Genomic DNA, 20793 nt, shown 5'->3' on the forward strand with positions numbered 1-20793 from the left:
GCCCGCTGCCGGGACGGCCCCGACGGCCCCGACGGCCCCGCGGTCACTTCCGCAGGGCCTCGGCGTCCCCCATCACCACGACCGGGCGCAGCGCCGGGTCGAGCTGGCGCAGCAGCTCCCGCATCCGCCCGCGCGGCAACGACACGCAGCCCTTGGTCGGCCCGCCGTGGTCGACGTGCAACCAGATGCCGCTGCCCTTGCCGAGGCCGAGCGGACGGGTCTTGTCCAGCGGCGAGGTACCCGGCACCCGGTTGTAGTCGATGGCGAGGACGTAGTCGAAGGAGCCCTCCAACGACTCGTCCAGATAGCCCGTGCCGGAGTCGCCGAACTGCTCGTCCTGGTCGTACGGGAGCTCCGTCCCCGGGTCGGGCAGCAGCCCGCCCGCGTCGCCGAGCCCGAACACGCCGACCGGGGTGCGCAGATCGCCCGCCCGGTGGTCGTCCGTCCAGCCGCGCAGCGCATTGTGCGCGGGCCAGGGGCCGGCCGCCAGCCGCCAGGTGCCGTGCGCGTCCCGCTGGTGCAGGGCCGCCGTGCTCGCGCTGGAGTCCCGCCCGGCGCCGGTCACCACCAGGGCCTGCCGCGCCTTCGCCGGCACCCGTGCCCCGGTGAGCGGCCCGAGCCCGGGCAGCGCCGCCGGCGCCGCGGTGGCCCCCGGTCCCGGCCGCCCCTCGACCGGTGGGCCCGCCGAACCCCGTGCACCGGCCCGCGGCGACGCGTCCTTGTCCCCGCTCACCGCCCCCTCCCCGGCCGTCCGCTCGCTCGCCGCTCCCTCGGCGGGGTGCCGGGCGGTGCCGGAACACCCGGTGAGCAGCAGCGCGGCACAGGAGGCGGCGGCCAGCAGTCCCCGGGCGGTGCGGGTCCTGGACGGGCGGGAGCGGACGGAGCTCGCGGACACGACGGAACCTTTCGATCACGGGGCCGACACCCGACCCACCGGTGTGCCCATGTGTGCCCGTCCGCGCCGGGGAATCCCCCGTCCCTCCGGCTTCGACCCGGCCGATGCCCCCGAACGGCCCAGCCCACCGGGCGGGTGACGGCCCGCCACGCTGGAATGAGCAGATGACCGCGCCCCCGGACGACTGCCTCGCCCGCAACGAATGGATCTGCGGCGACTACCTCACGACCCGGAGCCGGATCCTCGCCGACGCGGTGCTCCAGCACCTCCAGCTGACCTTCCTCGCGGTCCTGATCGCCCTCGTCGTGGCCGTCCCGCTGGCCGTGGCCGCCCGCCGCTGGCACGGGGCCGCCGGCCCCGTCCTCGTGGTGACGACCGTGCTCTACACCATTCCGTCGCTCGCGATGTTCTCGCTGCTGCTGCCCGCGTACGGACTGTCCGCCTCCCTCGTCGTCGCCGGACTCGTCCTGTACTCGCTGACCCTGCTGGTGCGGAACATCCTCGCCGGGCTGCGGGCGGTCCCCGAGGAGACCCGGCAGGCGGCCCGCGGCCTCGGCTTCGGACCGGTCCGCCTCCTGCTCTCCGTCGAACTGCCGCTCGCGCTGCCCGCGGCCATGGCGGGGCTGCGCATCGCCACGGTCTCCGCCGTGTCCCTGGTCACGGTCGGGGCGATCGTCGGGTTCGGCGGACTCGGCAACCTCATCTACGCGGGCATGAACACCTACTTCAAGGCCCAGGTCCTCACCGCGTCCGTGCTCTGCGTCGTGATCGCGGTCCTGGCGGACGTCCTGCTGCTCGGCGTGCAGCGACTGCTCACGCCCTGGACGCGGGCCTCCCGCGCGTGACGGGCCCCCGGACCCGGGGGGTGCGGCCCTGAACACCCTCACCGAGGCATGGCAGTGGCTGACCGATCCGGCGCACTGGTCCGGCACCGACGGCATCGGCCACCGGCTGCTCCAGCACGCCGTGCTGACCGCCGTCTGCCTGGTCATCAGCTGTCTGATCGCCCTCCCCGTGGCCCTGGTGCTCGGCCACCTCGGCCGCGGTGGCGCGCTCGCGGTCAACCTGGCCAACATCGGTCGGGCCGTCCCCACCTTCGCGGTCCTCGTCCTGCTGCTGTTGACTCCGATCGGCCAGTACGGGGAAGGTCCGACCGTCGTCGCGCTGGTGCTGTTCGCCGTGCCGCCGCTGCTCACCAACGCCTATGTGGGGATGCGCGGCGTCGACCGGGGCGTGGTCCAGGCCGCACGCGGCATGGGCATGACGGGACGACAGGTCCTGCTGCGGGTCGAACTCCCGCTCGCACTGCCCCTGATCCTCACCGGAGTGCGGATCGCGGCCGTGCAACTCGTCGCCACCGCCACCATCGCCGCCCTCGCGGGCGGCGGCGGACTCGGTCGGATCATCACCGCGGGCTTCAACCTGGCCAGTACCCCCATGGTGGTCGCGGGCGCCGTCCTGGTCGCCGTCTTCGCGCTGCTCGTGGAGGGCGTCTTCGAGGTCGTCGAACGGCTGGCACCCGCCCGGACCCGCGCCCGGGCGGCCCGGTGACCCGCCGTCCGGTAGCCCGTCCCACCCGTGCCAGCCGGGTGATGCGGGTCTTCGCCGTGCTGGGCCTGGTCCTCCTTCCGGTCGGCTGCGCCGGCGGACCCGCCCTGGAGAACCGGGACGCGGTCACCGCACCGCCGGGGAACAGCAAGGACCTCGTCGTCGGCTCGGCGGGCTTCACCGAGAGCGACCTGCTCGCCCAGATGTACGCATTGCTCCTGCGGGAGGCCGGGTACGGGACGCGACTGCTCACCGTCGCCAACCGCGAACTCTACGAACCCGCCCTGGAATCCGGTCAGATCGACGTCGTCCCGGAGTACGCGGCGACCTTCGCCGACTGGTTGAACGCCAAGCAGAACGGCCCCGACGCCGCACCCGTGGGCTCACCCGACCTGCGCACCACCATGGCCGCCCTGCGCCGGCTCGCCGAGCCCCGGGGCCTGACCGTCCTGGACCCGGGCCGGGCCGTCGACCAGAACGCCTTCGCGGTGGCCGGGTCCTACGCCCGTGAGCACCGACTGAAGACGCTCAGCGACCTCGGACGCTCGGGACTGCCCGTGCGGCTCGCGGCCGGGGACGAGTGCGTGCAGCGCCCGTACTGCGCACCCGGCCTGAAGAAGGTGTACGGCATCGACATCACCGGCATCGACCCCAAGGGCGTCGGCACCACCCAGGCGAAGAAGGCCGTGCAGAGCGGGCAGGACCAGATGGTGCTCACCACCACCACCGACGCGACGCTCTCCGAGTTCGGGCTGGTCATCCTCGCCGACGACAAGCACCTCCAGAACGCCGACTACGTCGTCCCCGTCGTCAACCGGGCCCGGTCGGGCGCCCACGGGGTGACCCGGGTCCTGGACCAGGTGAACGAGGTCCTCACCACCGCCGACCTCGCTTCGCTCAACCAGCAGGTCGACAGCTGGCGCCGACTGCCCGAGGACGTCGCCCGGGCGTACCTCAAGGACCAGGGCCTCCTCTGAACAGCACGCACCGCAGCACCGCCCGTCCGCCCATCACCCCGACCCGCCCCTCACACGTCCGACACCGAGTCGAACGACACCTCGTCCCGCGCCACGCCCCGCGCGTCCGCGTCCACCGACCGCCGCAGCGCCTCGTGGAGCTTCGCCGGGGTCAACACCCCCAGGAACCGGGCCCCGTCGATGACCGCCACCCAGCCCGCGTCGTGCTGGAGCATCACCCCGAACGCCTGCTTCAAGGGGGCACCGATCGGCACCCAGGCGTTCATCCGGTGGGCCAGGTCCCCGACCGCGGCGCCGGGCTCCGCGAGCGCCAACTCGTCCGCGCCGACCCAGCCGTGCAGATCCCCGTCGGCGTCCAGCACCACGCCCCAACGGGCCCCCTCGCCCCGCAACAGGGCCGCCGCCCGATCGGCCGGCTCCCCGGTGCGCACGACGACCGGCTGCTCCAGGTCGTCCGGTTCGATCGACGTCACCGACAACCGCTTCAACCCCCGGTCGGCCCCGACGAACTCGGCAACGTAGGGGGTGGCCGGCCTCCCGAGCACCGCGGCCGGGGTGTCGTACTGCTCGATGCGGCCCCGCCCGTACACCGCGATCCGGTCACCGAGACGGACCGCTTCCTCGATGTCGTGGGTCACCAACAGCACCGTCTTGCGCACCGCGGCCTGCATCCGGAGGAACTCGTCCTGCAACTGCTCCCGGACGACCGGGTCCACCGCACCGAACGGCTCGTCCATCAGCAGCACCGGCGGGTCGGCGGCGAGCGCCCGGGCCACGCCCACCCGTTGCCGCTGCCCACCGGAGAGCTGGTCGGGGTAGCGGGCACCGTACGTCGCCGGGTCCAGTCCCACCAGCTCCAGCAGTTCCGCGGCCCGCGCCCGCGCCCGGGCCTTCTTCCAGCCGATCAGGGCGGGCACGGTCGCCGTGTTGTCGAGGACGGTCCGGTGCGGGAACAAGCCCACCTGCTGGATGACGTAGCCGATCCGGCGGCGCAGGTGCACGGGGTCGACCGCGGCGATGTCCTCGCCGTCGACGAAGATGCGTCCCGTGCTCGGTTCGATGAGCCGGTTGACCATCATCATCGTGGTCGTCTTGCCGCAGCCCGACGGCCCCACCAAGGTGACCAGTTCTCCCCGCGCCACCTCGAAGTCCAGGCCGTCCACCGCTGTCGTGCCGTCCGGGTAGCGCTTGCCGACCTGCTCGAACCGGATCATTCCCTCACGCTAGCCGGGGCCGCCGTCCCCCGCACACGCACGTCCGGGCCCGTCGGAGCCCACCAGCACCACGTCCAGGGTGCGGGGCCCGTGCACCCCCTCCACCCGGTCCAGCTCGATGTCACTGGTCGCCGACGGTCCCGAGATCCAGGTCTGTGGCCGGGTCGGGTCCAGCCGGGCGACGGCCTGCGGCACCGAGCACACCACCTGGTCCGGAACCCGCACGACACAGACGTGGTGGTCGGGGACCAGGGTGATCCGGCGGCGCCCCTGGTCCGGGCCGCCGTCCAGCACGAGCGTGCCCGTCTCGGCGATCGCCAGGGCGCACCCCGTGAGGACGCTGTCGACCCGGTCCAGCGCTGCGGCGGTGTCCTCGGCCCGGTCGGGCACGGGCTCCTGCACCGCCGCCGACAGCCAGTGCGGAGGCAGCCCCGCCGGTACCAGCACCCGCCTCGCGCCCTGCGCGTCCAACAGCCGGGCGATCAGCTCCGGCAACCCGTCGGGGTCGGTCCGGTGGACGTGCGCGCGGTACTCCGTCAGATGCTCCGCCAACAGCGCGGTGCGCTCCCGCTCGCTCCGCTCGCCGTGGGTCCACAGATAGTCCCGGGGCCCCGTCGACGCGTACGCGGACGGGGGCGCGGCGGGCTCCTTCCCCCGCTCGTCCGCGAGGGCCCGGCGCACCCGGCCCAGCACCCGTTCCCTGCCGTTCACGCCGTGGCCCCCCGGTCAGCGCCGCCCGTGGTGCCCGGCCCGGTGTCCCGGCCGCCCGCGGTACGGCGCCACCAGTCGCGGAACGACTCCGGCGGGACCGGAGGCAGATCGCGGCCCGCCGTCCAGGCCCGGCCGGAGCCGGGCAGCCTGCGGGGGTGCAGCCGCCGGGTGCGGGACACGAGACGTTGACCGGCGGCCAGGGCGGTCGGACGGGTGAAGGCCCAGCGGGCGGCCCGCATCGCCGCCCGCTCGGCCGCGTGCCCCCGCGCCGGCCGCAGCACCACCCGGGTCCCCCCGCGCACCACCGGCCCCCCTTCGACCACCCGTTCACGCAGCCGGACCAACACCTCCGGGATGTCGATGGCGACCGGGCAGACGTCGTAGCACGCCCCGCACAGGGACGACGCGTACGGCAGGGAGGCGTCGACCGCGCTGCCCGTTCCCCGCAGCTGCGGGCTGAGGATCGCGCCGATCGGCCCCGGGTACACCGACCCGTACGCATGGCCGCCCGCCCGCTCGTACACCGGGCAGACGTTCAGGCACGCCGAACAGCGGATGCAGCGCAGCGCCTGCCGACCCACCTCGTCGGCGAGCGTGTCGGTGCGGCCGTTGTCGAGGAGCACCAGGTGGAACGTGCGCGGCCCGTCCCCCGCGGACGTCCGTGCGGTGCCCGTCCACATCGACGTGTACGGGTTCATCCGCTCGGCCGTCGAGGAGCGGGGGAGGGTCTGGAGGAACACCTCCAGATCCCGCCAGGTCGGCACCACCTTCTCGATGCCGACCACGGAGATCAGGGTCTCCGGCAGGGTCAGGCACATCCTGCCGTTGCCCTCCGACTCGACCACGACCATCGTGCCGCTCTCGGCCACCATGAAGTTCGCCCCCGAGATCCCCACCCGGGCCCGCAGGAACTTCTCCCGCAGGTGCAGCCGCGCCGCCTCCGCCAGCTCGGCCGGCGCATCGGTCAACCCGTCCGGTGCGGGCCGCCCCCAGTCGCCCATCCGACGGGCGAACACGTCCCGGATCTCGCCCCGGTTCCGGTGGATCGCCGGGACCAGGATGTGGGAGGGCCGGTCGTCGCCGAGCTGCACGATCAGCTCCGCCAGATCCGTCTCGTACGCCCGGACGCCCGCGGCGGCCAGGGCCTCGTTCAGCCCGATCTCCTGGGTGGCCATCGACTTGACCTTCACCACCTCGCGGTGACCGGTCGCGACCACCAGATCGGTGACGATCCGGTTCGCCTCGGCCGCGTCGGCCGCCCAGTGGACGGTGCCGCCGGCCGCCGTGACCGACTCCTCCAGTTGCAGCAGGTAGTGGTCCAGATGGCGCAGGGTGTGGTCCTTGATGCGCCGGCCCGCCTCCCGCAGCTGCGCCCAGTCGGACAGCTCGGCGACGGCACGGGCCCGGCGGTCGCGGATGGTGCGGGTGGCGTGCCGGAGGTTGCGGCGCAGCGTGGCGTCCCGCACCGCCTCCCGCGCGGCCACCGGGAAGGCGGGCATGCCGACGAACGTGCCGCTCATGACGGGGCGCTCCCCCCGGTGCCGGCCAGGATCTCCGCGAGGTGCACGGGGCGCACCCGGGACCCGCGTCTGCTCAGGATGCCGCCGAGGTGCAGCAGACAGGAGTTGTCGGCGGCGCACAACACCCCGGCCCCCGTGCCCTCCGCGGCCCGCGCCTTGTCGGTGCCCATCGCCACCGACACGTCCGGGTTCTTCACGGCGAAGGTGCCGCCGAAGCCGCAGCACTCCTCGGCCCCCGGCAACTCCACGAGTTCGAGCCCCCGCACCGCCCGCAGCAGCCGGACGGGCCGGTCGCCGAGCCGCAGCGCCCGCAACCCGTGGCACGTGGGGTGGTACGTGACGGTGTGCGGGTAGTGGGCACCGACGTCCGTCACGCCCAGCACGTCGACCAGAAACTCCGTCAACTCGTACGTCCTCGGCACCACCGCGGCCAGGGCCCTCGCCAACCCGCCGCCGCGGCCCTCCGCACGGGCCCGCTCACCGAGCCGCGGGTAGTGCTCCCGCACCATGGCGGCGCACGACCCCGAGGGGGTGACGACCGCGTCGTAGCCGTCGAACACGTCCGCGTAGCGCAGGGCCAGCGGTTCCGTGTCGCGCCGGTAACCCGTGTTGTACTGCGGCTGTCCGCAACAGGTCTGGGCCAGGGGGAAGTCGACGTCCACCCCCAACCGGGACAGCAGGGCGACCACGGCCCGCCCGGTGCCCGGGAACAGCGTGTCGTTGACACAGGTCAGGAACAGGGCGACACGCATCGTGGGGCACGCCTCCTCGGCCGGCGACTGGCTCGCACCCTACGCGCCGCGGGCGCGCAGCGGGCGGGCCTGCCCCCACGGGCACGGCGGGCACTGTGGTCAACTTGACGCACAATCCCACAAACCGAGCATCGCAGGAGTAACCCCGTGCCGCTTTCGTACCGTCAGCCGGGCGTCGTCTTCACGGACCACCACTTCGGCGTCCCGTTGGACCACGACCAGCCCGCGGGCGAGCAGATCGAGCTGTTCGCCCGTGAGGCCGTGGCCCCGGGGCGCGACCCCGAGGGCCTGCCGTGGCTGGTCTACCTCCAGGGCGGCCCCGGGTTCGGCGCGAACCGCTTCGCCGGTGCCTCGGCCTGGCTGCCGCGCGCCCTGGAGGAGTACCGGGTGCTGCTGCTCGATCAGCGGGGCACCGGCCGCTCGACGCCGGCCACCCGCCAGACGCTGCCCGCGCGCGGTGGGCCCCGGGAACAGGCCGACTACCTGACCCGGTTCCGTTCGGACTCCATCGTCCGGGACTGCGAGGCGATCCGCCCGGTCCTGACCGGCGGCGCGCCCTGGACCGTGCTCGGCCAGAGCTTCGGGGGGTTCTGCGCCACCAGCTATCTGTCCACCGCCCCCGAGGGGCTGTCGGCCGCGCTGATCACGGGTGGCCTGCCGTCCCTGGACGCCCACGCCGACGACGTCTACCGGGCCGCGTACCCGCGGATCTCCCGGAAGGTCGGCGCCCACTACCTCCGCTATCCGATGGACGTCGAGCGGGCCTGGCGGATCGCCGCCCACCTCGCCGAACACGAGGTCGTCACCGGCGGCGGCTACCGGCTGACGGTGGAGGCGTTCCAGTCCCTCGGCATCCTCCTCGGCAGCGGCGACGGCAGCCACCGTCTGCACTACCTCCTGGAGCACGCCTTCGTGCGCACCCCGTCGGGACCGGCCCTCGCGGACGCGTTCCTGGAGGAGGTGCACGCCCTCCTCTCGCACGCGGGACACCCGCTGTACGCGGTCGTCCACGAGTCCATCTACGCCCAGGACCACCGGTCGACCGGCTGGTCGGCCGAGCGGGTCCGGGCGGAGTTCCCGGAGTTCGACGCGGTGAGGACGTCGAACGGGAACGGGCCGCTGCTGTTCACCGGGGAGACCGTCCACCCGTGGATGTTCACGGCGGACCCCGCCCTGCGCCCGCTGCGGGAGGCCGCCGGTCTACTGGCCGAACGCACCGACTGGACGCCCCTCTACGACGCGGACGGCCTCGCCCGCAACGAGGTGCCGGTCGCCGCGGCCGTCTACCACGACGACATGTACGTCGACACGGCACACTCGCTGGCCACCGCCCGGGCCGTGCGGGGGCTGCGCACCTGGGTCACCGACGAGTTCGAGCACGACGGGGTGCGCGTCGGGGGCGGTCGGGTACTGGACCGGCTGCTGGCGTTGGTCCGCGACGAGGTCTGAAGCAGGAGCGCGGGTCCGGGGCGTGCGCCGAGGCTGCGTACCGGGGTGGCCGCCCCGGGCACGCTCCTGCGGCGTGCGCTCCGGCTCGGGGTGCGCGTGGGGCCGGAATGACGTCTGTGTCCGCGCGGGGCGTGCGCCCCGGCGCAAAGATCGGTGACGGTGGTGCCCGACGGGGCGTCAAATGCCCACTGGGCAGCGGAGAGAGGGCCTTCCCGAGACCCTCCGGAACCCTTCCCGAGGACAAAACTGCTGGTCCAGACCACTTTAGCGGTGCGTTACGGGTAGGAAACGAAGCGTTCGGATTCGTGCTCGGACGATCCTTTTCCCTCCAGAATGTCGCTCTAAAAGCACCGTTCACATGGGGGGCACACCATGCGCACCAGCTCCGCTCTACTCGCTGTCACCACCCTGTCCCTGGCGCTCGTCGCCTGCGGCACCGACACCTCGGGAGGTTCCGGCAGCAACCGGTCCAGCACCGCTGCCGACGCCGGCAGTTCCGCGCCTGCCAGCCCGTCCAAGCAGGCCCTGCCCAAGCCGGGCCCCGACGGCAGCTACGAACAGACCTGGAAGCGGGCCACCGCCGACACCACCTGTGACCAGTTCCGTCAGCAGATGACCACCCCGGAACGCTGGGTGATGGCCGCCGAGATCCTCACCGACCAGCGCGACGAGGGCGCCGATCAGCCCGCGCGGCCCGATGTCACCCGGTTCGAGGCGGACCTCGGCGTGGCCTGTCAGGACGGAGCCGTCGCCGACAGCGTGATGACGGAAGTCGGCTCGACGCTCTACCGTCTGGACCCGAGCTACCAGTCCTGACGGGCGCCCGCCCGCTCGCCCGGGCCACCGGGCCGTCACCCGCCCGGGTCCGGTCCGTCACCGCGCCGGGCACCGACCCGACGCGGGCAGGGGTGCGCGCTCTCGCCGACGATGCGCGATTGACAATCGGCTTTGCCGAACCTGCAATGAACACGTGACGGATGACGAACAGGGTCCGGTCCCGGACGGGGACGACCGGGACCGGACCGACGAAGTGCTGGCAGGAGTGGGGCCCCGGTTGCGGGAACTCCGCAAGGAACGGGGGGTGACCCTCGCCGGCCTTTCCGCCCTCACCGGCATCTCGGTGAGCACCCTGTCCCGGCTGGAGTCCGGGCTGCGCAAACCGAGCCTGGAGTTGCTGCTGCCGCTCGCCCGCGCCCATCAGGTCCCCCTCGACGAACTGGTCGGCGCCCCGCCGACCGGCGACCCCCGGGTCAGGTCGAAGCCGATCCACCGGGGCGGCCGCACGATGTTCCCGCTCACCCGCCAGCCCGGTGGCCTCCAGGCGTACAAGGTCATCGAACCCGCGCGGCTGGCCGAGCCCCCCGACCCCCGGGTCCACGAGGGCTACGAATGGCTGTACGTGCTGGCCGGCCGGCTGCGGCTGGTCCTCGGCGAGCACGACATCGTGCTCGGTGCGGGGGAGGCGGCCGAGTTCGACACCCGGGTGCCGCACTGGTTCGGGTCCACCGGGGAGGGCGCGGTCGAATACCTGAGCCTCTTCGGCCCGCAGGGCGAGCGGATGCACGTACGCGCCCGTCCGACCCGCGCCGGGGGCGACGGCCAGGGGGCCGGCTGATCCACCGCCCCGGCGAGCCGCGATCCGGGCGAGCCGCAGTCCGGGCGGGGCGACGCGCCCCGCCCCCGGCTGTGAGGTCCCCCACACCACCGTCCCCGCCACCCGGTGCGGCCCCGCCGCACCGGGCGAACGGCCGTGCACCCGCGGAGGGATGCCCCTCGCTCGCTGACCGTTACCTCATGCATAATGCACAATTGCGAATCACTCGCAATAACTTTTGATCATCAAAGAATCACCAGAATGCTAGGGGTGGAGCGGCATGAGGGCCCGATCGATACGTGGCGCGGGCATCGTGGCGGCGGCGACCGCCGTCGCGGTGACCGCGACGGCCTGCTCGGCCCCCGGTGGCGAGGACGGCTCCGCGGGTGACTCCGCCGTCGTCGGCATCGCCTACGAGCCCGAGAGCCTGAGCCCGCTGCTCGGCTTCGGCAAGGACGGCAACTCGAAGATCTTCGACGGGCTGCTCACCCACGACGCCGAGATGAACCTGCGGCCCGCGCTCGCCGCCGAACTGCCGAAGGTCAGCGACGGCGGCCTGACCTACACCTACCGACTGCGCGACGGCGTGAAGTTCAGCGACGGCAAGCCCTTCACGGCCAAGGACGTCGTCTTCACCTACCGCACCATCCTCGACCCGAAGACGAACAACGCGTCCAAGGGCGAACTCGACGCGCTGAAGACGGTCGAGGCCGAGGGCGAGGACACGGTCGTCTTCCGACTGAAGTACCCGTACGCCCCCTTCGCCGAGCGGACCGTCCTGCCCATCGCCCCCGAGCACGTCGCGGGCCGCCAGGACGTCAACAGCGGCCCCTTCACCACCAAGCCCGTCGGGACCGGCCCCTACCAGCTCGTCACCTGGTCCAAGGGCGAGAAGATCTCCTTCAAGGCGAACCCCGGCTACTGGGGCGACGCGCCGAAGGTCAAGAACTTCACCATGGCCGTCATCAAGGACGACGACGTGCGCGCCACCCGGCTGCGCTCCGGCGACCTCGACGGCGCCATCCTCCCGCCGAACCTCGCCGAGACCTTCGCCAAGGACGGGGACCGCAAGACGCACGCGGCCAAGACCTTCGACTACCGCGTCGTCACCCTGCCCACCGGCAACGAGGTCACCGGCGACACCGCGATCCGACGCGCCCTCGACATCGCCGTCGACCGCGGTGCCATGGTCGACTCGATCCTCAACGGCGCCGGCAAGGAGGCGTACGGCCCGGTCCCCACCGACAGCGAGTGGTTCACCGAAGGCACCGAACGCACCCACGACCTCGACCGGGCCAAGAAGCTGCTCGACGCCGCGGGCTGGAAGGCCGGCGGCGACGGCGTGCGCAAGAAGGACGGCGTCCGCGCCTCCTTCCCGCTCTGGTACGTCTCCGGCGACAAGCTCCGCCAGGACCACGCCCTCGCCTACGCCTCCGACGCCAAGAAGGCGGGCATCGAGATCAAGGTGCAGGCCGGCACCTGGGAGGTCATCGAGCCCCGGATGCCCAAGGACGCCGTCCTCGCCGGCGGCGGCTCCCCGGCCGACCCGGACTTCGACCAGTACACCCTCCTCAAGTCCGACCTCGCGGGCGACGGCTTCAACAACATGGCCTGGTACGACAACCCCGCCGTCGACAAGGCCCTCGACGACGCCCGCCGCAGCGGCGACCGGGCGGTGCGCGGCGCCGCGTACGACACCGTCCAGCGCGAACTGGTGAAGAACCCCGGCTACACCTTCCTCACCCACATCGACCACCTGTACGTCGTCGACGACCGCTTCGGCTCCCTCACCACCCAGATCGAGCCGCACGACCACGGCCTCGCCTCCGGGCCCTGGTGGAACGTCGAGGACTGGCAGCCCCAGCAGTGACCGAGGCCACCGACGGCAGCCCCCGCACCGGGCGGGGGCTGCCCTGGGGGCCCATGGCGCGGCTCGCGGGCCGGCGCGTCCTCTTCGGCGTGCCGATCCTCTTCGCCGTCACCTTCGGCGTCTTCGCCATCGCCGCGGCCTCGCCCTTCGACCCGGTCAAGGCGTACGCCGGCACCGCCGGACTCACCGCCTCGCAGGAGAACCTCGACCAACTCCGCGCCAACCTCGGCGCGGACCAGCCCCTCACCGCCCGCTGGTGGGACTGGGTCACCGGCGCCCTCACCGGGGACCTCGGTGACTCCGCCGTGATGCGGCAACCCGTCGCCGACGTGATCACCGAACGCATCGGCTGGTCCGTCCTGCTCGCCGCCACCGCCTTCGCCCTCGCGATCCTGCTCGGCACCCTGCTCGGGGTCCTCGCAGCCCGCCGCCGCGGCGGCCTCGTCGACCGGGTCGTCACCTCCCTCGCGTACACCCTGGAAGCCGCCCCGCCGTTCTGGCTCGGCCTCCTCGCGATCTGGCTGTTCTCCCTGAAACTCGGCGCGCTCCCCGCCGGCGGCCTCACCGACACCGGGACGAACGTCATCACCGCCGGACAGGTCACCCACCACCTGATCCTGCCCGCACTGGTCCTCGCCGTCTCCCAACTCCCGTGGTTCGCCCTCTACGTCCGCCAAGGCGTGGGCGACGCCCTCGACGAGGACCCCGTGCGCGGCGCCCGCGCCCGCGGACTCGCGCCCAGGACCGTACTCGTCGGGCACGCGCTGCGCTCGGGCATGCTGCCCGTCCTCACCCTCGTGGGCTCGCGGGTCCCCGAACTCATCACCGGCGCCCTCCTCGTCGAGACCGTCTTCAGCTGGCCCGGCATCGCCGCGGCCACCGTCGAAGCCGCGACCTCCGTCGACTTCCCGCTGCTCGCCGCCCTCACCGTCCTCGCCACCGCCGCCGTGCTCCTCGGCAACCTCGTCGCCGACCTGCTGTACGGCCTCGCCGACCCGAGAGTGGGCTTCGATGGCTGACACCGCCCGCCCGCCCGCCACCCGCCACGACGGCCCGGGCGCCGAAGCCCCGACCTGGAGGTCCCGGGGCGGCACCCGACGCTCCACCCGCACCTGGCGACTGTGGTCCTCGGCCGTCATCGTCGCCGCCGTCGTCCTGGCGGTCCTCGTCGTGCCACCGCTCGTCCAACTCGACGAACAGGCCGTGAACCTCGCGGCCAAGCTCCAGCCGCCGTCCTGGGAACACCCCTTCGGCACCGACGACGTCGGCCGGGACCTGCTGCTGCGCTGCGTGTACGGACTGCGGGTCTCCCTGCTCGTCGGTCTGGTCGCCGCCCTGGTCGCCACCGTCATCGGCACCGCCGTGGGCACCGCCGCGGCCGTCTTCGGCGGCTGGGTCGACCGGCTCGTGATGCGGCTGGTGGACGCCTTCGCGTCCGTCCCGCACCTGCTGCTCGGCATCTTCATCGTCGCGATGTTCCGCCCCGGAGTCTGGCCCGTCGTCTTCTCCGTCGCCCTCACCCACTGGCTGTCCACCGCCCGGATCGTCCGCGCCGAAGTGCTGTCCCTGCGCTCCCGGCCGTACATCGACGCCGCCGTCTCCGGCGGTGCCTCCCGCCGTCGGGTCGCCGTGCGCCACCTGCTGCCGGGCGTCCTGCCCCAGGCCGGCCTCGCCGCCGTGCTCATGGTGCCGCACGCCATCTGGCACGAGTCAGCGCTCTCCTTCCTCGGCCTCGGCCTGCCCACCCACCAGGCCAGCCTGGGCACCCTCGTCCAGACCGCCCGCGGCTCCCTCCTCGCCGGTGACTGGTGGCCCACCCTCTTCCCCGGGCTCTTCATCATCGTTCCCACCCTCGCCATCGCCGGGCTCGCCGGAGTCTGGCGCGAACGCCTCAACCCCCGACGTCGATCGGAGCTGATGCTGTGAGCAGCACGGCGAAGGGCCCGCAGCCCGCGGCCGGCACCCCGGTCGAGGGGCGCGGCACACCCCCCGCTCCCGAGGCACCCGAGGCCGGCACGCCCCCCACCGGGGCACCGCTGCTCGCGGTGCGCGGGCTGTCCGTCCGCTTCCGCATGCGGGGCGGCAGCCAGGTGAGTGCCGTCAGCGACGCCGACTTCGACCTCCGGCGCGGCGAGTGCCTGGCCCTCGTCGGCGAAAGCGGCTGCGGCAAGTCCGTGCTCGCCTCCGCCCTCCTCGGACTCCTGCCCGCCAACGCCCAGACCGCCGGCACCGCCGTCCTCGACGGGGACGTCGACCTGCTCGCCGCGGACGAGGCCACCCTCGCCCGCCGGGTCCGCGGTCGCCGCGTCGGACTGGTCCCCCAGAGCCCCGCCGCGCACCTCACCCCGGTCCGCACGGTCCGCTCCCAACTGGAGGAGACGCTCCGCGAGGTCACCGGCACCCCGCGGTCCGCGCTGCGTGCCGCCGCCCGCGCCGCCGCCGTCCGCGCGGCCTTCCCGGAGGACCACCTCGACCGCTACCCGCACGAACTCTCCGGCGGACTCGCCCAACGCGCCGCCACCGCCCTCGCCCTGGTCGGTGACGCCCCGCTGCTGCTGGCCGACGAACCCACCACTGGCCTGGACCGCGAACTGGTGGACCGCACCGTCGACGAACTGCGCCGCCACATCGGCGACGAACGGGCCCTCCTCCTCATCACCCATGACCTCGCCGCCGCCCAACGCATCGCCGACCGGGTCGCCGTGATGTACGCGGGCCGCATCGTGGAGATCGCCGCGGCGCCCGACTTCTTCGGGGCACCCGGTCCGCGCCACCCCTACGCCCACGGGCTCCTCGACGCCCTGCCCGAGCGGGCGTTCACTGCCATCCCCGGGATGCCGCCGGAGCTCACCGCGCTGCCCGAGGGCTGTGCCTTCGCGGCCCGCTGCGACCGGGCCACCGACCGCTGCGGTGCCCGCCCCGCGTTCGACGGGGTCGCCTGCCACCACCCCCTGCCCCTACGGGCCGCCGCCGTGGAGGTACCCGGTGCTTGAACTCCGTTCCGTCGTCGCCGGATACGACCGGCGCGCACCGGTCGTCCGGGGAGTGACGCTGCACGTCGCCCCCGGCGCGTCGATCGGCCTGCTCGGCCCGAGCGGCTGCGGCAAGTCCACCCTCGCCCGGGTCGCCGCCCTGCTGCACCGCCCGTACGCGGGCCGGGTGACCCTCGAAGGCGAGCCGGTACGGGGCTGGCGCCACGGCGCCCCGCGCTCCCAACGCACCACGATCGGCGTGGTCTTCCAACAGCCGAGGCTCGCGGCGGACCCCCGCCTGACCCTCGCCGACCTCATCGCCGAACCGCTGCGCGCCACCGGCCGCGCCGCCGAGGCCGCCGACCGGATCGCCGAACTGGCCCGGACCGTGGGCCTCGGCCCGGACCTCCTCGGCCGCCGACCGCACGAGGTCAGTGACGGTCAGTTGCAACGGGCCTGTCTCGCCCGGGCCCTCGTCCTGCGGCCCCGCCTGCTGATCGCCGACGAGATGACCGCCATGCTGGACGCCTCCACCACCGCAGCCCTGGTCGCCGTGGTCGAGCAGTACCGGGCCGACTCGGGCGCCGCACTGCTGGCCGTGGGCCACGACCGCGTCCTGCTGGAACGCTGGTGCGAGCGCACCGTCACCTGGTCGGAGCTGACCCACGAGGAGCCGCGGCCCGCACCGCCCCGACCGCACGTCTGACCGGTGCGTCCCCCGTCAGGAGGAGGCCGGCTGCCCGGACGGGGGACGAGAGGCGCGTGACCCGGTCACGGGGGCCGCCACAGGGCCAGGATGCGGGCCATGCCCACACCTCGATTCCCCGCCCTCACCCGCTACGTCCTGCCCGCCGTCCTCACGGTGCAGGCCGTCCTGTTCACCGGCCCGGCCGCCCACGCCCAACAGCCCGTCGCCTGCGCCCCCACCGCCTGTGGCTCCGTCGTCATCGCACCGCTCTCCGCCGAACCGGCGAGCCCGGGCCCCTGCGCCAGCCCGGAGCCCGTCGTCTGCCAGATCCGTGCGCAGACCCCCGAGGAACGCGTCACGTCCCGGGACGTCCGGATGCGCTACCACGGGCTCCTCGTGGACATGGACCGCGAGGAGTGCGCGATGCGGGCACGGGGTGCCTCGGAGGAGGAGATCGCCCGACGGATGGTCGCGCTGCGCAACGACGCCAAGGAGATCACCCGCGCGGGCATGTCCCCGGAGCAGGTGCGGCGGTTGGAGGAGCGGAACGTCGCCAAGTACGGCAATCCGCTCGGCCCGACGGCGGACCAGCTGTACGCCAAGTACGGCTCCTGGGCGGAGGTCACCGAGGCCGCGACCCGGACGAGCGAGGCCGTCGACCAGGAACTCGGCCTGGAGTACCGGCCGTGTCCCTGCGCGTCGGCCCCAGCGGCTGCCTGACCCGCCCGAACGGGGTCAGCTGCGGACCGCGTACACGATCAGGTTGTCCACCGGATGGCCCTCGGCGTCGAACGCACCGTCACAGGTGACGAGCCGTAGGGCCCGTTCCGCGGTGGAGCCGTAGACCTTCTGGGTCGGGAACTCCTCCTTGCTCACCGTCTCCGTGCCGGTGACCCGGAAGTGGGCGTTCGCGCCCGCGGCGTTGCGCACGGTGATCCGGGCGCCCTCGCGGATGTCCTTGAGGTCCTTGAACACGGCGGGTCCGTGCCGGGTGGCGTTGTGCCCGATGATCACCGCGGGGCCGGGCGCACCCGGCACGGGCCGCCCCGTGTACCAGCCGGCCGTCATCCCCCGGTCCGCCGGGGGCACTTCGACGGTGCCGTCCTCGTTCAGCCCCAGGGGCATCAGCTCACTGGAGATGCCGAGGGACGGGACGGACACCCGGGTGGGGGCGGCGGGCGCCGCCGCCGTGCTGCCCGCAGGGGAACCGTCCGGCCGGTCGGTGCCGGAGGCCGCGGCGGAGGGGGTGGGAGCGGGGTCCGCACCCCGACCGGACGCTGCCGATGCGGGGGTGTCGGAGCCGCCGCAACCGGTGACGAGACCGGCCGAGGCGAGGGCGAGCAGGGTCATGCCGAGAGCGGTGGAACGCGGGTGCGAGATCACGGAGGTCCTCACGGGGGCTGCGGATGAGGAGACCGGCGCCCGGCCGGGGCCGGGCGGGCCGAACACAGGAGGTGGCGCCACCCGTGGGTCGGGCGGCGCCACCGGTGGATCAGACGGTCGGGCGCGCCGCCGTCACCCGGCGTCGCACGACGACCGCTCCGGCGCCGGCCAACAGCACCAGACCGGCCGCGGAACCGATGAGCGCGGGGGAGCCGCCCTGCTCGACGGGGCGTTCGCCCGCGGCGACCCCGCCCCGCGGCGTGACGGCCCGGTCGCCCTCGGCGAGGGACACCCTCGGGGTCTCACGGGAGGGCTGGGTGGGCGACGGCGACGGGGTCGCCGTACCGGCCGCGCCGCCCTCGCGCGCAGCGGCGGGCGCCGGGGACTCCTTGGGGGACAGGACCAGGGCGCCGCGGGACTTCTCGGGGGAGTCCGAGGCGACGGCGGCGGTCGGGGCGAGCACGGCGCCGACCGCGACGGTCAGCAGGGCGGCCCGACGCAGGATGGTGCGGTGGGACATGAACGGGTCTCCGTTTCAGCCGGGATGGGACCCGGCGGGGAACCGGTCACGACCGGCCCCGCCGGGCCTGTCCGCACAGGCTCGCCCGACCGTGTGAAGAACCTGTCAGATCGCTGTGCGGATCGGATCAGCCCTCCCGGACGCCCACCGGCTCCGCCGCGGAGCCCCCGGCCGGAATGCGCAGGGTGAACACCGAACCGACGTCCACCGTGCTCGACACGCTCACCGTTCCCCCGTGCGCCTCGGTCAGCCGTCGCACGATCGAGAGGCCCAACCCGCTGCCCCCCGTCCGGCGGTTACGGGACTTCTCGGCGCGCCAGAACCGGTCGAAGACGTACGGCAGTTGCTCCGCGGTGAGGCCCTCCCCGGTGTCGCTGACCTCCAACACCAGATCCCCTTCCGGCTCGCTCCGCGCCGCGCGGACGGTCACCTCCCCGCCCGACGGAGTGTGCCGGATCGCATTGGTGACGAGATTGCCCACGGCCTGCCGCAGCCGCACCGGGTCGACCACCGGATCGTCCAGAGCCCCGGCCCCCGCCAGCGGCGACCCGGTGGACGCGCGCACGGTCAGGGTGACCCCCGCGGCGTCCGCCCGGGCCTGGTGCGCCGCCGCGACCTGGACCAGCAACTCCGTGACGGGCACCGGCTCCGGATACAGACGCAGCGCCCCCGCATCGGCCTCCGCGAGGTCCTGGAGGTCGTCGATGATGTGCTGGAGCTGCACCGCCTCCTCCAGCAGCGAGGAGACGAGTGCCTTGTCCAGGTCGGCGATCCCGTCCTGGGCACCCTCCAACCACCCCCGGATGTTGCTCAACGGGGTCCGCAACTCGTGCGCGACGTCACTGACCATCACCTTGCGCTGTTCCTCCAAGCGGGTGCGGTGCGCCGCCATGTCGTTGAACGCCGCCGCGAGTCGTCCTATCTCGCTGTCCGCGGGCACCGGAACCGGCGTCCACCGGTCGCCGCCCGAACCGTCCTTCATCCGTTGCGCCGCACCCGTCAGCGCGTGCAGCGGACGCACCAGCCGCGTGCCCGCCACCACCGACACTCCGACGGTGAGCGCGAGGACGAGGGCGGCGGCACCCGCGATCTTCGCCGTGTTGCCCGGCGACAACTCGAACTTCGACGGGGTCCCCCCGTCCCGGTCCGTGATGAACAGCAACGCCTCGGGAGCCACATGGGAGGACAACTGCTCGCCCCGTGCCTGGTGCAGGCACAGGCCGATCGTCCGCTGGTCCAGGGAGGTGCGTGCCGTGCTCGGGTTCGGCGTGTTCGACCAGGTCAGGTCGAGGTCGACCTCCACCTGTGGCTGCCGCCGCCGGTCGAGGCAGGCATTGGTGAGGTCGTTGAGCGTGTCGAGCGCCGCACGCTCGGACGCGGTCGGGGCACTGAGGGCTCCCGTGTCGCACCCCTGACCGTCGTCCAGGAACACCCGGTCCGACGTGTCCGTGTGCGCACTGCGCTCCAGCCGCGGCCGTCCGCTGGGGCCGGTGACGAGGGTGACCGTCAGCCCGCGAGTGGCGTAACACTGGGCCTGACGCTCGGCGAGCACCCGCAGCCGGGTCCGGTCCGCCGTGGAGAGACGGAAGGGGCCGACGGCCCGGGGGTCGATCCGGTCGACCCCCGATTCGTCCGCGGAGCGGGACGAGCTCACCGCCGGACCGCGCGCCCCGCCGTTCGGCTTCGGCCGTTCCTCCGGGACCTCCGGGGCGAGGTCGACCCTCGGCGTCCGGCCCGGAACCACGGCTTGCGAGGGTGCCGGTTCGGGGCGGACCTTCGTGGGTCGGGGCGTCTGAGGCGTGATGGTCCTCCGGGTCGTCAGGTCTTCGGCCGACTCCCCGCCGGCGAGCGCCGACAGCGCGGTGTCCACGGCCAACGGGTTGACGGTCACGGTCGCCTGCGGTGGCAGATTCGGACGCACGGCCTGGGGGCTGGAGTCCGCGAACGGGGTGCGGTCCCCGTCGGTGAGGGTGATCCGGCGGCCGGTCCGCTGCGCCAGGTCGTCCACGGTGCGTTGGACGTCGTCCCAGTCGGGGTGGGTCGCCGCGTAGTCGAGCAGGGTGTTGTAGACACGGGTGTCGTCGGCGAGCAACTGCCCCTGTTCCTTCTTGATCGCACCCGAGGTGGTCTGCACGGCCAGCCATGCCGTCGCCGCCACCGAACACGCGGCCACCAGCGCCGACACGGCGAGGAACCGCCCCAACAGGCTCTTGCGCAGCGGTAGCCGCCGGGGCGCGGTGCTACCCACGGTGCCCGCTCCGGGGGCCACCGCGGCCCCGCTCCGGATCGGTGAGCTTGTATCCCACCCCGAAGACGGTGAGCAACCGCACCGGGCGCCGCGGCGAGCGTTCGATCTTCTTGCGGAGGTTCATCACATGGACGTCCACGGTGCGGGTGCTGATGTAGCGGTCGAAACCGTGGAGTTCCTCCAGGAGCCGCTGCCGGCTGAACACCCGGTCGGGTTCGGCGGCCATCGCGGCGAGCAACCGGAACTCCCCGGGGGTGCACTCGACCGCGACGCCGTCGATGCGCACCTCGTGGCGACCGGGGTCGACCGTGAGCGCCCCCACCCTCAGCGCGGGTTCCGGTTCCGGCGGCGGGCGGGGGGGCGCGGCGGCGGGGGGGGGGGATGCGGCGTGGTAGACTCCGGGCCCCCGGGGGGCCGCGCCCGGGGGGAGGGGGGGGGTGCCCGGGGTAAGG

At 73.7% G+C, this 20793-nt stretch carries 21 protein-coding genes; 12 read left to right on the forward strand and 9 right to left on the reverse strand.

Annotated elements, in window-relative coordinates; translation table 11 throughout:
- Positions 1–43: 43 nt before the first annotated feature.
- Positions 44–895 carry a L,D-transpeptidase family protein gene (locus ACFWIA_RS18030; protein ID WP_387005852.1) on the reverse strand — a complete coding sequence of 284 codons (852 nt, stop codon included), beginning with the start codon at positions 893–895 and terminating at the stop codon, positions 44–46.
- Between the two features lie 164 nt (positions 896–1059).
- On the opposite strand from ACFWIA_RS18030, the gene ACFWIA_RS18035 reads away from it, so the two are divergent.
- From ACFWIA_RS18035 to ACFWIA_RS18045, 3 genes are read left to right on the forward strand one after another with little or no spacing between them, the layout of a single operon-like run.
- Positions 1060–1740, forward strand: coding sequence for an ABC transporter permease (locus ACFWIA_RS18035; protein WP_387005855.1), 681 nt, complete (start codon positions 1060–1062; stop codon positions 1738–1740).
- A 28-nt stretch (positions 1741–1768) separates the two neighbouring features.
- The gene (locus ACFWIA_RS18040) at positions 1769–2446 is read left to right on the forward strand and encodes an ABC transporter permease (RefSeq protein WP_387006044.1); all 678 of its coding nucleotides are present in this window, start codon (positions 1769–1771) and stop codon (positions 2444–2446) included.
- A gap of 41 nt (positions 2447–2487) precedes the next feature.
- Positions 2488–3420 carry an ABC transporter substrate-binding protein gene (locus ACFWIA_RS18045; RefSeq protein ID WP_387005857.1) on the forward strand — a complete coding sequence of 311 codons (933 nt, stop codon included), beginning with the start codon at positions 2488–2490 and terminating at the stop codon, positions 3418–3420.
- A 50-nt stretch (positions 3421–3470) separates the two neighbouring features.
- On the opposite strand, the gene ACFWIA_RS18050 is transcribed toward ACFWIA_RS18045, so the two are convergent.
- The 4 genes from ACFWIA_RS18050 to ACFWIA_RS18065 are packed head-to-tail and all read right to left on the reverse strand — an operon-like array spanning position 3471 to position 7617.
- Complete coding sequence (locus ACFWIA_RS18050; protein WP_387005859.1) at positions 3471–4634, reverse strand: ABC transporter ATP-binding protein; 1164 nt, start codon at positions 4632–4634, stop codon at positions 3471–3473.
- Positions 4635–4643: 9 nt separating this feature from the next.
- Positions 4644–5345 (reverse strand): lactate utilization protein C, encoded by a 702-nt coding sequence (locus tag ACFWIA_RS18055; protein ID WP_387005861.1) that lies wholly within the window; start codon positions 5343–5345, stop codon positions 4644–4646.
- The gene (locus ACFWIA_RS18060; protein WP_387005863.1) at positions 5342–6865 is read right to left on the reverse strand and encodes a lactate utilization protein B; all 1524 of its coding nucleotides are present in this window, start codon (positions 6863–6865) and stop codon (positions 5342–5344) included. The genes ACFWIA_RS18055 and ACFWIA_RS18060 overlap by 4 nt, the downstream gene beginning before the upstream one ends.
- The gene (locus ACFWIA_RS18065) at positions 6862–7617 is read right to left on the reverse strand and encodes a (Fe-S)-binding protein (protein WP_387005866.1); all 756 of its coding nucleotides are present in this window, start codon (positions 7615–7617) and stop codon (positions 6862–6864) included. The genes ACFWIA_RS18060 and ACFWIA_RS18065 overlap by 4 nt, the downstream gene beginning before the upstream one ends.
- Positions 7618–7764: 147 nt before the next feature.
- Between ACFWIA_RS18065 and ACFWIA_RS18070 the strand changes: the two genes are divergently transcribed.
- The 9 genes from ACFWIA_RS18070 to ACFWIA_RS18110 all read left to right on the forward strand — a co-directional run bounded on the left by ACFWIA_RS18070 (position 7765) and on the right by ACFWIA_RS18110 (position 16910).
- The gene (locus ACFWIA_RS18070; protein WP_387005867.1) at positions 7765–9066 is read left to right on the forward strand and encodes an alpha/beta fold hydrolase; all 1302 of its coding nucleotides are present in this window, start codon (positions 7765–7767) and stop codon (positions 9064–9066) included.
- 372 nt (positions 9067–9438) lie between these two features.
- A complete protein-coding gene (locus ACFWIA_RS18075; RefSeq protein ID WP_387005869.1) occupies positions 9439–9882 on the forward strand; it encodes a hypothetical protein in 444 nt (147 codons plus the stop codon).
- 154 nt (positions 9883–10036) lie between these two features.
- A complete protein-coding gene (locus ACFWIA_RS18080) occupies positions 10037–10681 on the forward strand; it encodes a helix-turn-helix domain-containing protein (protein ID WP_387005871.1) in 645 nt (214 codons plus the stop codon).
- Positions 10682–10940: 259 nt separating this feature from the next.
- Positions 10941–12530: an ABC transporter substrate-binding protein gene (locus ACFWIA_RS18085; protein ID WP_387005874.1), complete on the forward strand. Its 1590-nt coding sequence runs from the start codon at positions 10941–10943 to the stop codon at positions 12528–12530.
- A gap of 53 nt (positions 12531–12583) precedes the next feature.
- Positions 12584–13549, forward strand: a complete 966-nt coding sequence (locus tag ACFWIA_RS18090) for an ABC transporter permease (RefSeq protein WP_387006047.1) — start codon at positions 12584–12586, stop codon at positions 13547–13549.
- Positions 13542–14456, forward strand: a complete 915-nt coding sequence (locus ACFWIA_RS18095; protein ID WP_387005877.1) for an ABC transporter permease — start codon at positions 13542–13544, stop codon at positions 14454–14456. The genes ACFWIA_RS18090 and ACFWIA_RS18095 overlap by 8 nt, the downstream gene beginning before the upstream one ends.
- Entirely contained in the window at positions 14453–15523 is a 1071-nt protein-coding gene (locus ACFWIA_RS18100; protein WP_387005880.1) for an ABC transporter ATP-binding protein, read from the forward strand. Before ACFWIA_RS18095 ends, ACFWIA_RS18100 begins: the two co-directional genes overlap by 4 nt.
- Complete coding sequence (locus ACFWIA_RS18105; protein WP_387005884.1) at positions 15516–16208, forward strand: ABC transporter ATP-binding protein; 693 nt, start codon at positions 15516–15518, stop codon at positions 16206–16208. The genes ACFWIA_RS18100 and ACFWIA_RS18105 overlap by 8 nt, the downstream gene beginning before the upstream one ends.
- A gap of 99 nt (positions 16209–16307) precedes the next feature.
- Entirely contained in the window at positions 16308–16910 is a 603-nt protein-coding gene (locus ACFWIA_RS18110) for a hypothetical protein (RefSeq protein ID WP_387005886.1), read from the forward strand.
- Between the two features lie 15 nt (positions 16911–16925).
- Here the strand turns inward: ACFWIA_RS18110 and ACFWIA_RS18115 are convergent, their stop codons facing one another.
- From ACFWIA_RS18115 to ACFWIA_RS18130, 4 genes are all read right to left on the reverse strand, one after another.
- Positions 16926–17540, reverse strand: a complete 615-nt coding sequence (locus ACFWIA_RS18115; protein WP_387006050.1) for a class F sortase — start codon at positions 17538–17540, stop codon at positions 16926–16928.
- Positions 17541–17682: 142 nt separating this feature from the next.
- Positions 17683–18093, reverse strand: coding sequence for a hypothetical protein (locus ACFWIA_RS18120; RefSeq protein WP_387005889.1), 411 nt, complete (start codon positions 18091–18093; stop codon positions 17683–17685).
- Between the two features lie 127 nt (positions 18094–18220).
- On the reverse strand, positions 18221–20341 hold the full coding sequence (locus ACFWIA_RS18125) for a sensor histidine kinase (RefSeq protein ID WP_387005892.1): 2121 nt from the start codon (positions 20339–20341) through the stop codon (positions 18221–18223).
- Positions 20334–20793 (reverse strand): winged helix-turn-helix domain-containing protein (locus ACFWIA_RS18130; RefSeq protein ID WP_387005894.1); only part of this gene is annotated, 460 nt, incomplete at its 5' end. The genes ACFWIA_RS18130 and ACFWIA_RS18125, both read right to left, overlap by 8 nt.

This window comes from Streptomyces sp. NPDC127068, assembly GCF_042724695.1.
Classification (GTDB): Bacteria; Actinomycetota; Actinomycetes; order Streptomycetales; family Streptomycetaceae; genus Streptomyces.

What these genes read in the sequence shown, in the direction of transcription:
- ACFWIA_RS18035 (WP_387005855.1), top strand. Translation starts at nt 1,060, where the DNA reads ATGACCGCGCCCCCGGACGACTGCCTCGCCCGCAACGAATGGATCTGC.
- ACFWIA_RS18045 (WP_387005857.1), top strand. Translation starts at nt 2,488, where the DNA reads ATGCGGGTCTTCGCCGTGCTGGGCCTGGTCCTCCTTCCGGTCGGCTGC.
- ACFWIA_RS18050 (WP_387005859.1), bottom strand. Translation starts at nt 4,634, where the DNA reads ATGATCCGGTTCGAGCAGGTCGGCAAGCGCTACCCGGACGGCACGACA.
- ACFWIA_RS18060 (WP_387005863.1), bottom strand. Translation starts at nt 6,865, where the DNA reads ATGAGCGGCACGTTCGTCGGCATGCCCGCCTTCCCGGTGGCCGCGCGG.
- ACFWIA_RS18065 (WP_387005866.1), bottom strand. Translation starts at nt 7,617, where the DNA reads ATGCGTGTCGCCCTGTTCCTGACCTGTGTCAACGACACGCTGTTCCCG.
- ACFWIA_RS18075 (WP_387005869.1), top strand. Translation starts at nt 9,439, where the DNA reads ATGCGCACCAGCTCCGCTCTACTCGCTGTCACCACCCTGTCCCTGGCG.
- ACFWIA_RS18085 (WP_387005874.1), top strand. Translation starts at nt 10,941, where the DNA reads ATGAGGGCCCGATCGATACGTGGCGCGGGCATCGTGGCGGCGGCGACC.
- ACFWIA_RS18090 (WP_387006047.1), top strand. Translation starts at nt 12,584, where the DNA reads ATGGCGCGGCTCGCGGGCCGGCGCGTCCTCTTCGGCGTGCCGATCCTC.
- ACFWIA_RS18095 (WP_387005877.1), top strand. Translation starts at nt 13,542, where the DNA reads ATGGCTGACACCGCCCGCCCGCCCGCCACCCGCCACGACGGCCCGGGC.
- ACFWIA_RS18110 (WP_387005886.1), top strand. Translation starts at nt 16,308, where the DNA reads ATGCCCACACCTCGATTCCCCGCCCTCACCCGCTACGTCCTGCCCGCC.
- ACFWIA_RS18115 (WP_387006050.1), bottom strand. Translation starts at nt 17,540, where the DNA reads ATGACCCTGCTCGCCCTCGCCTCGGCCGGTCTCGTCACCGGTTGCGGC.
- ACFWIA_RS18120 (WP_387005889.1), bottom strand. Translation starts at nt 18,093, where the DNA reads ATGTCCCACCGCACCATCCTGCGTCGGGCCGCCCTGCTGACCGTCGCG.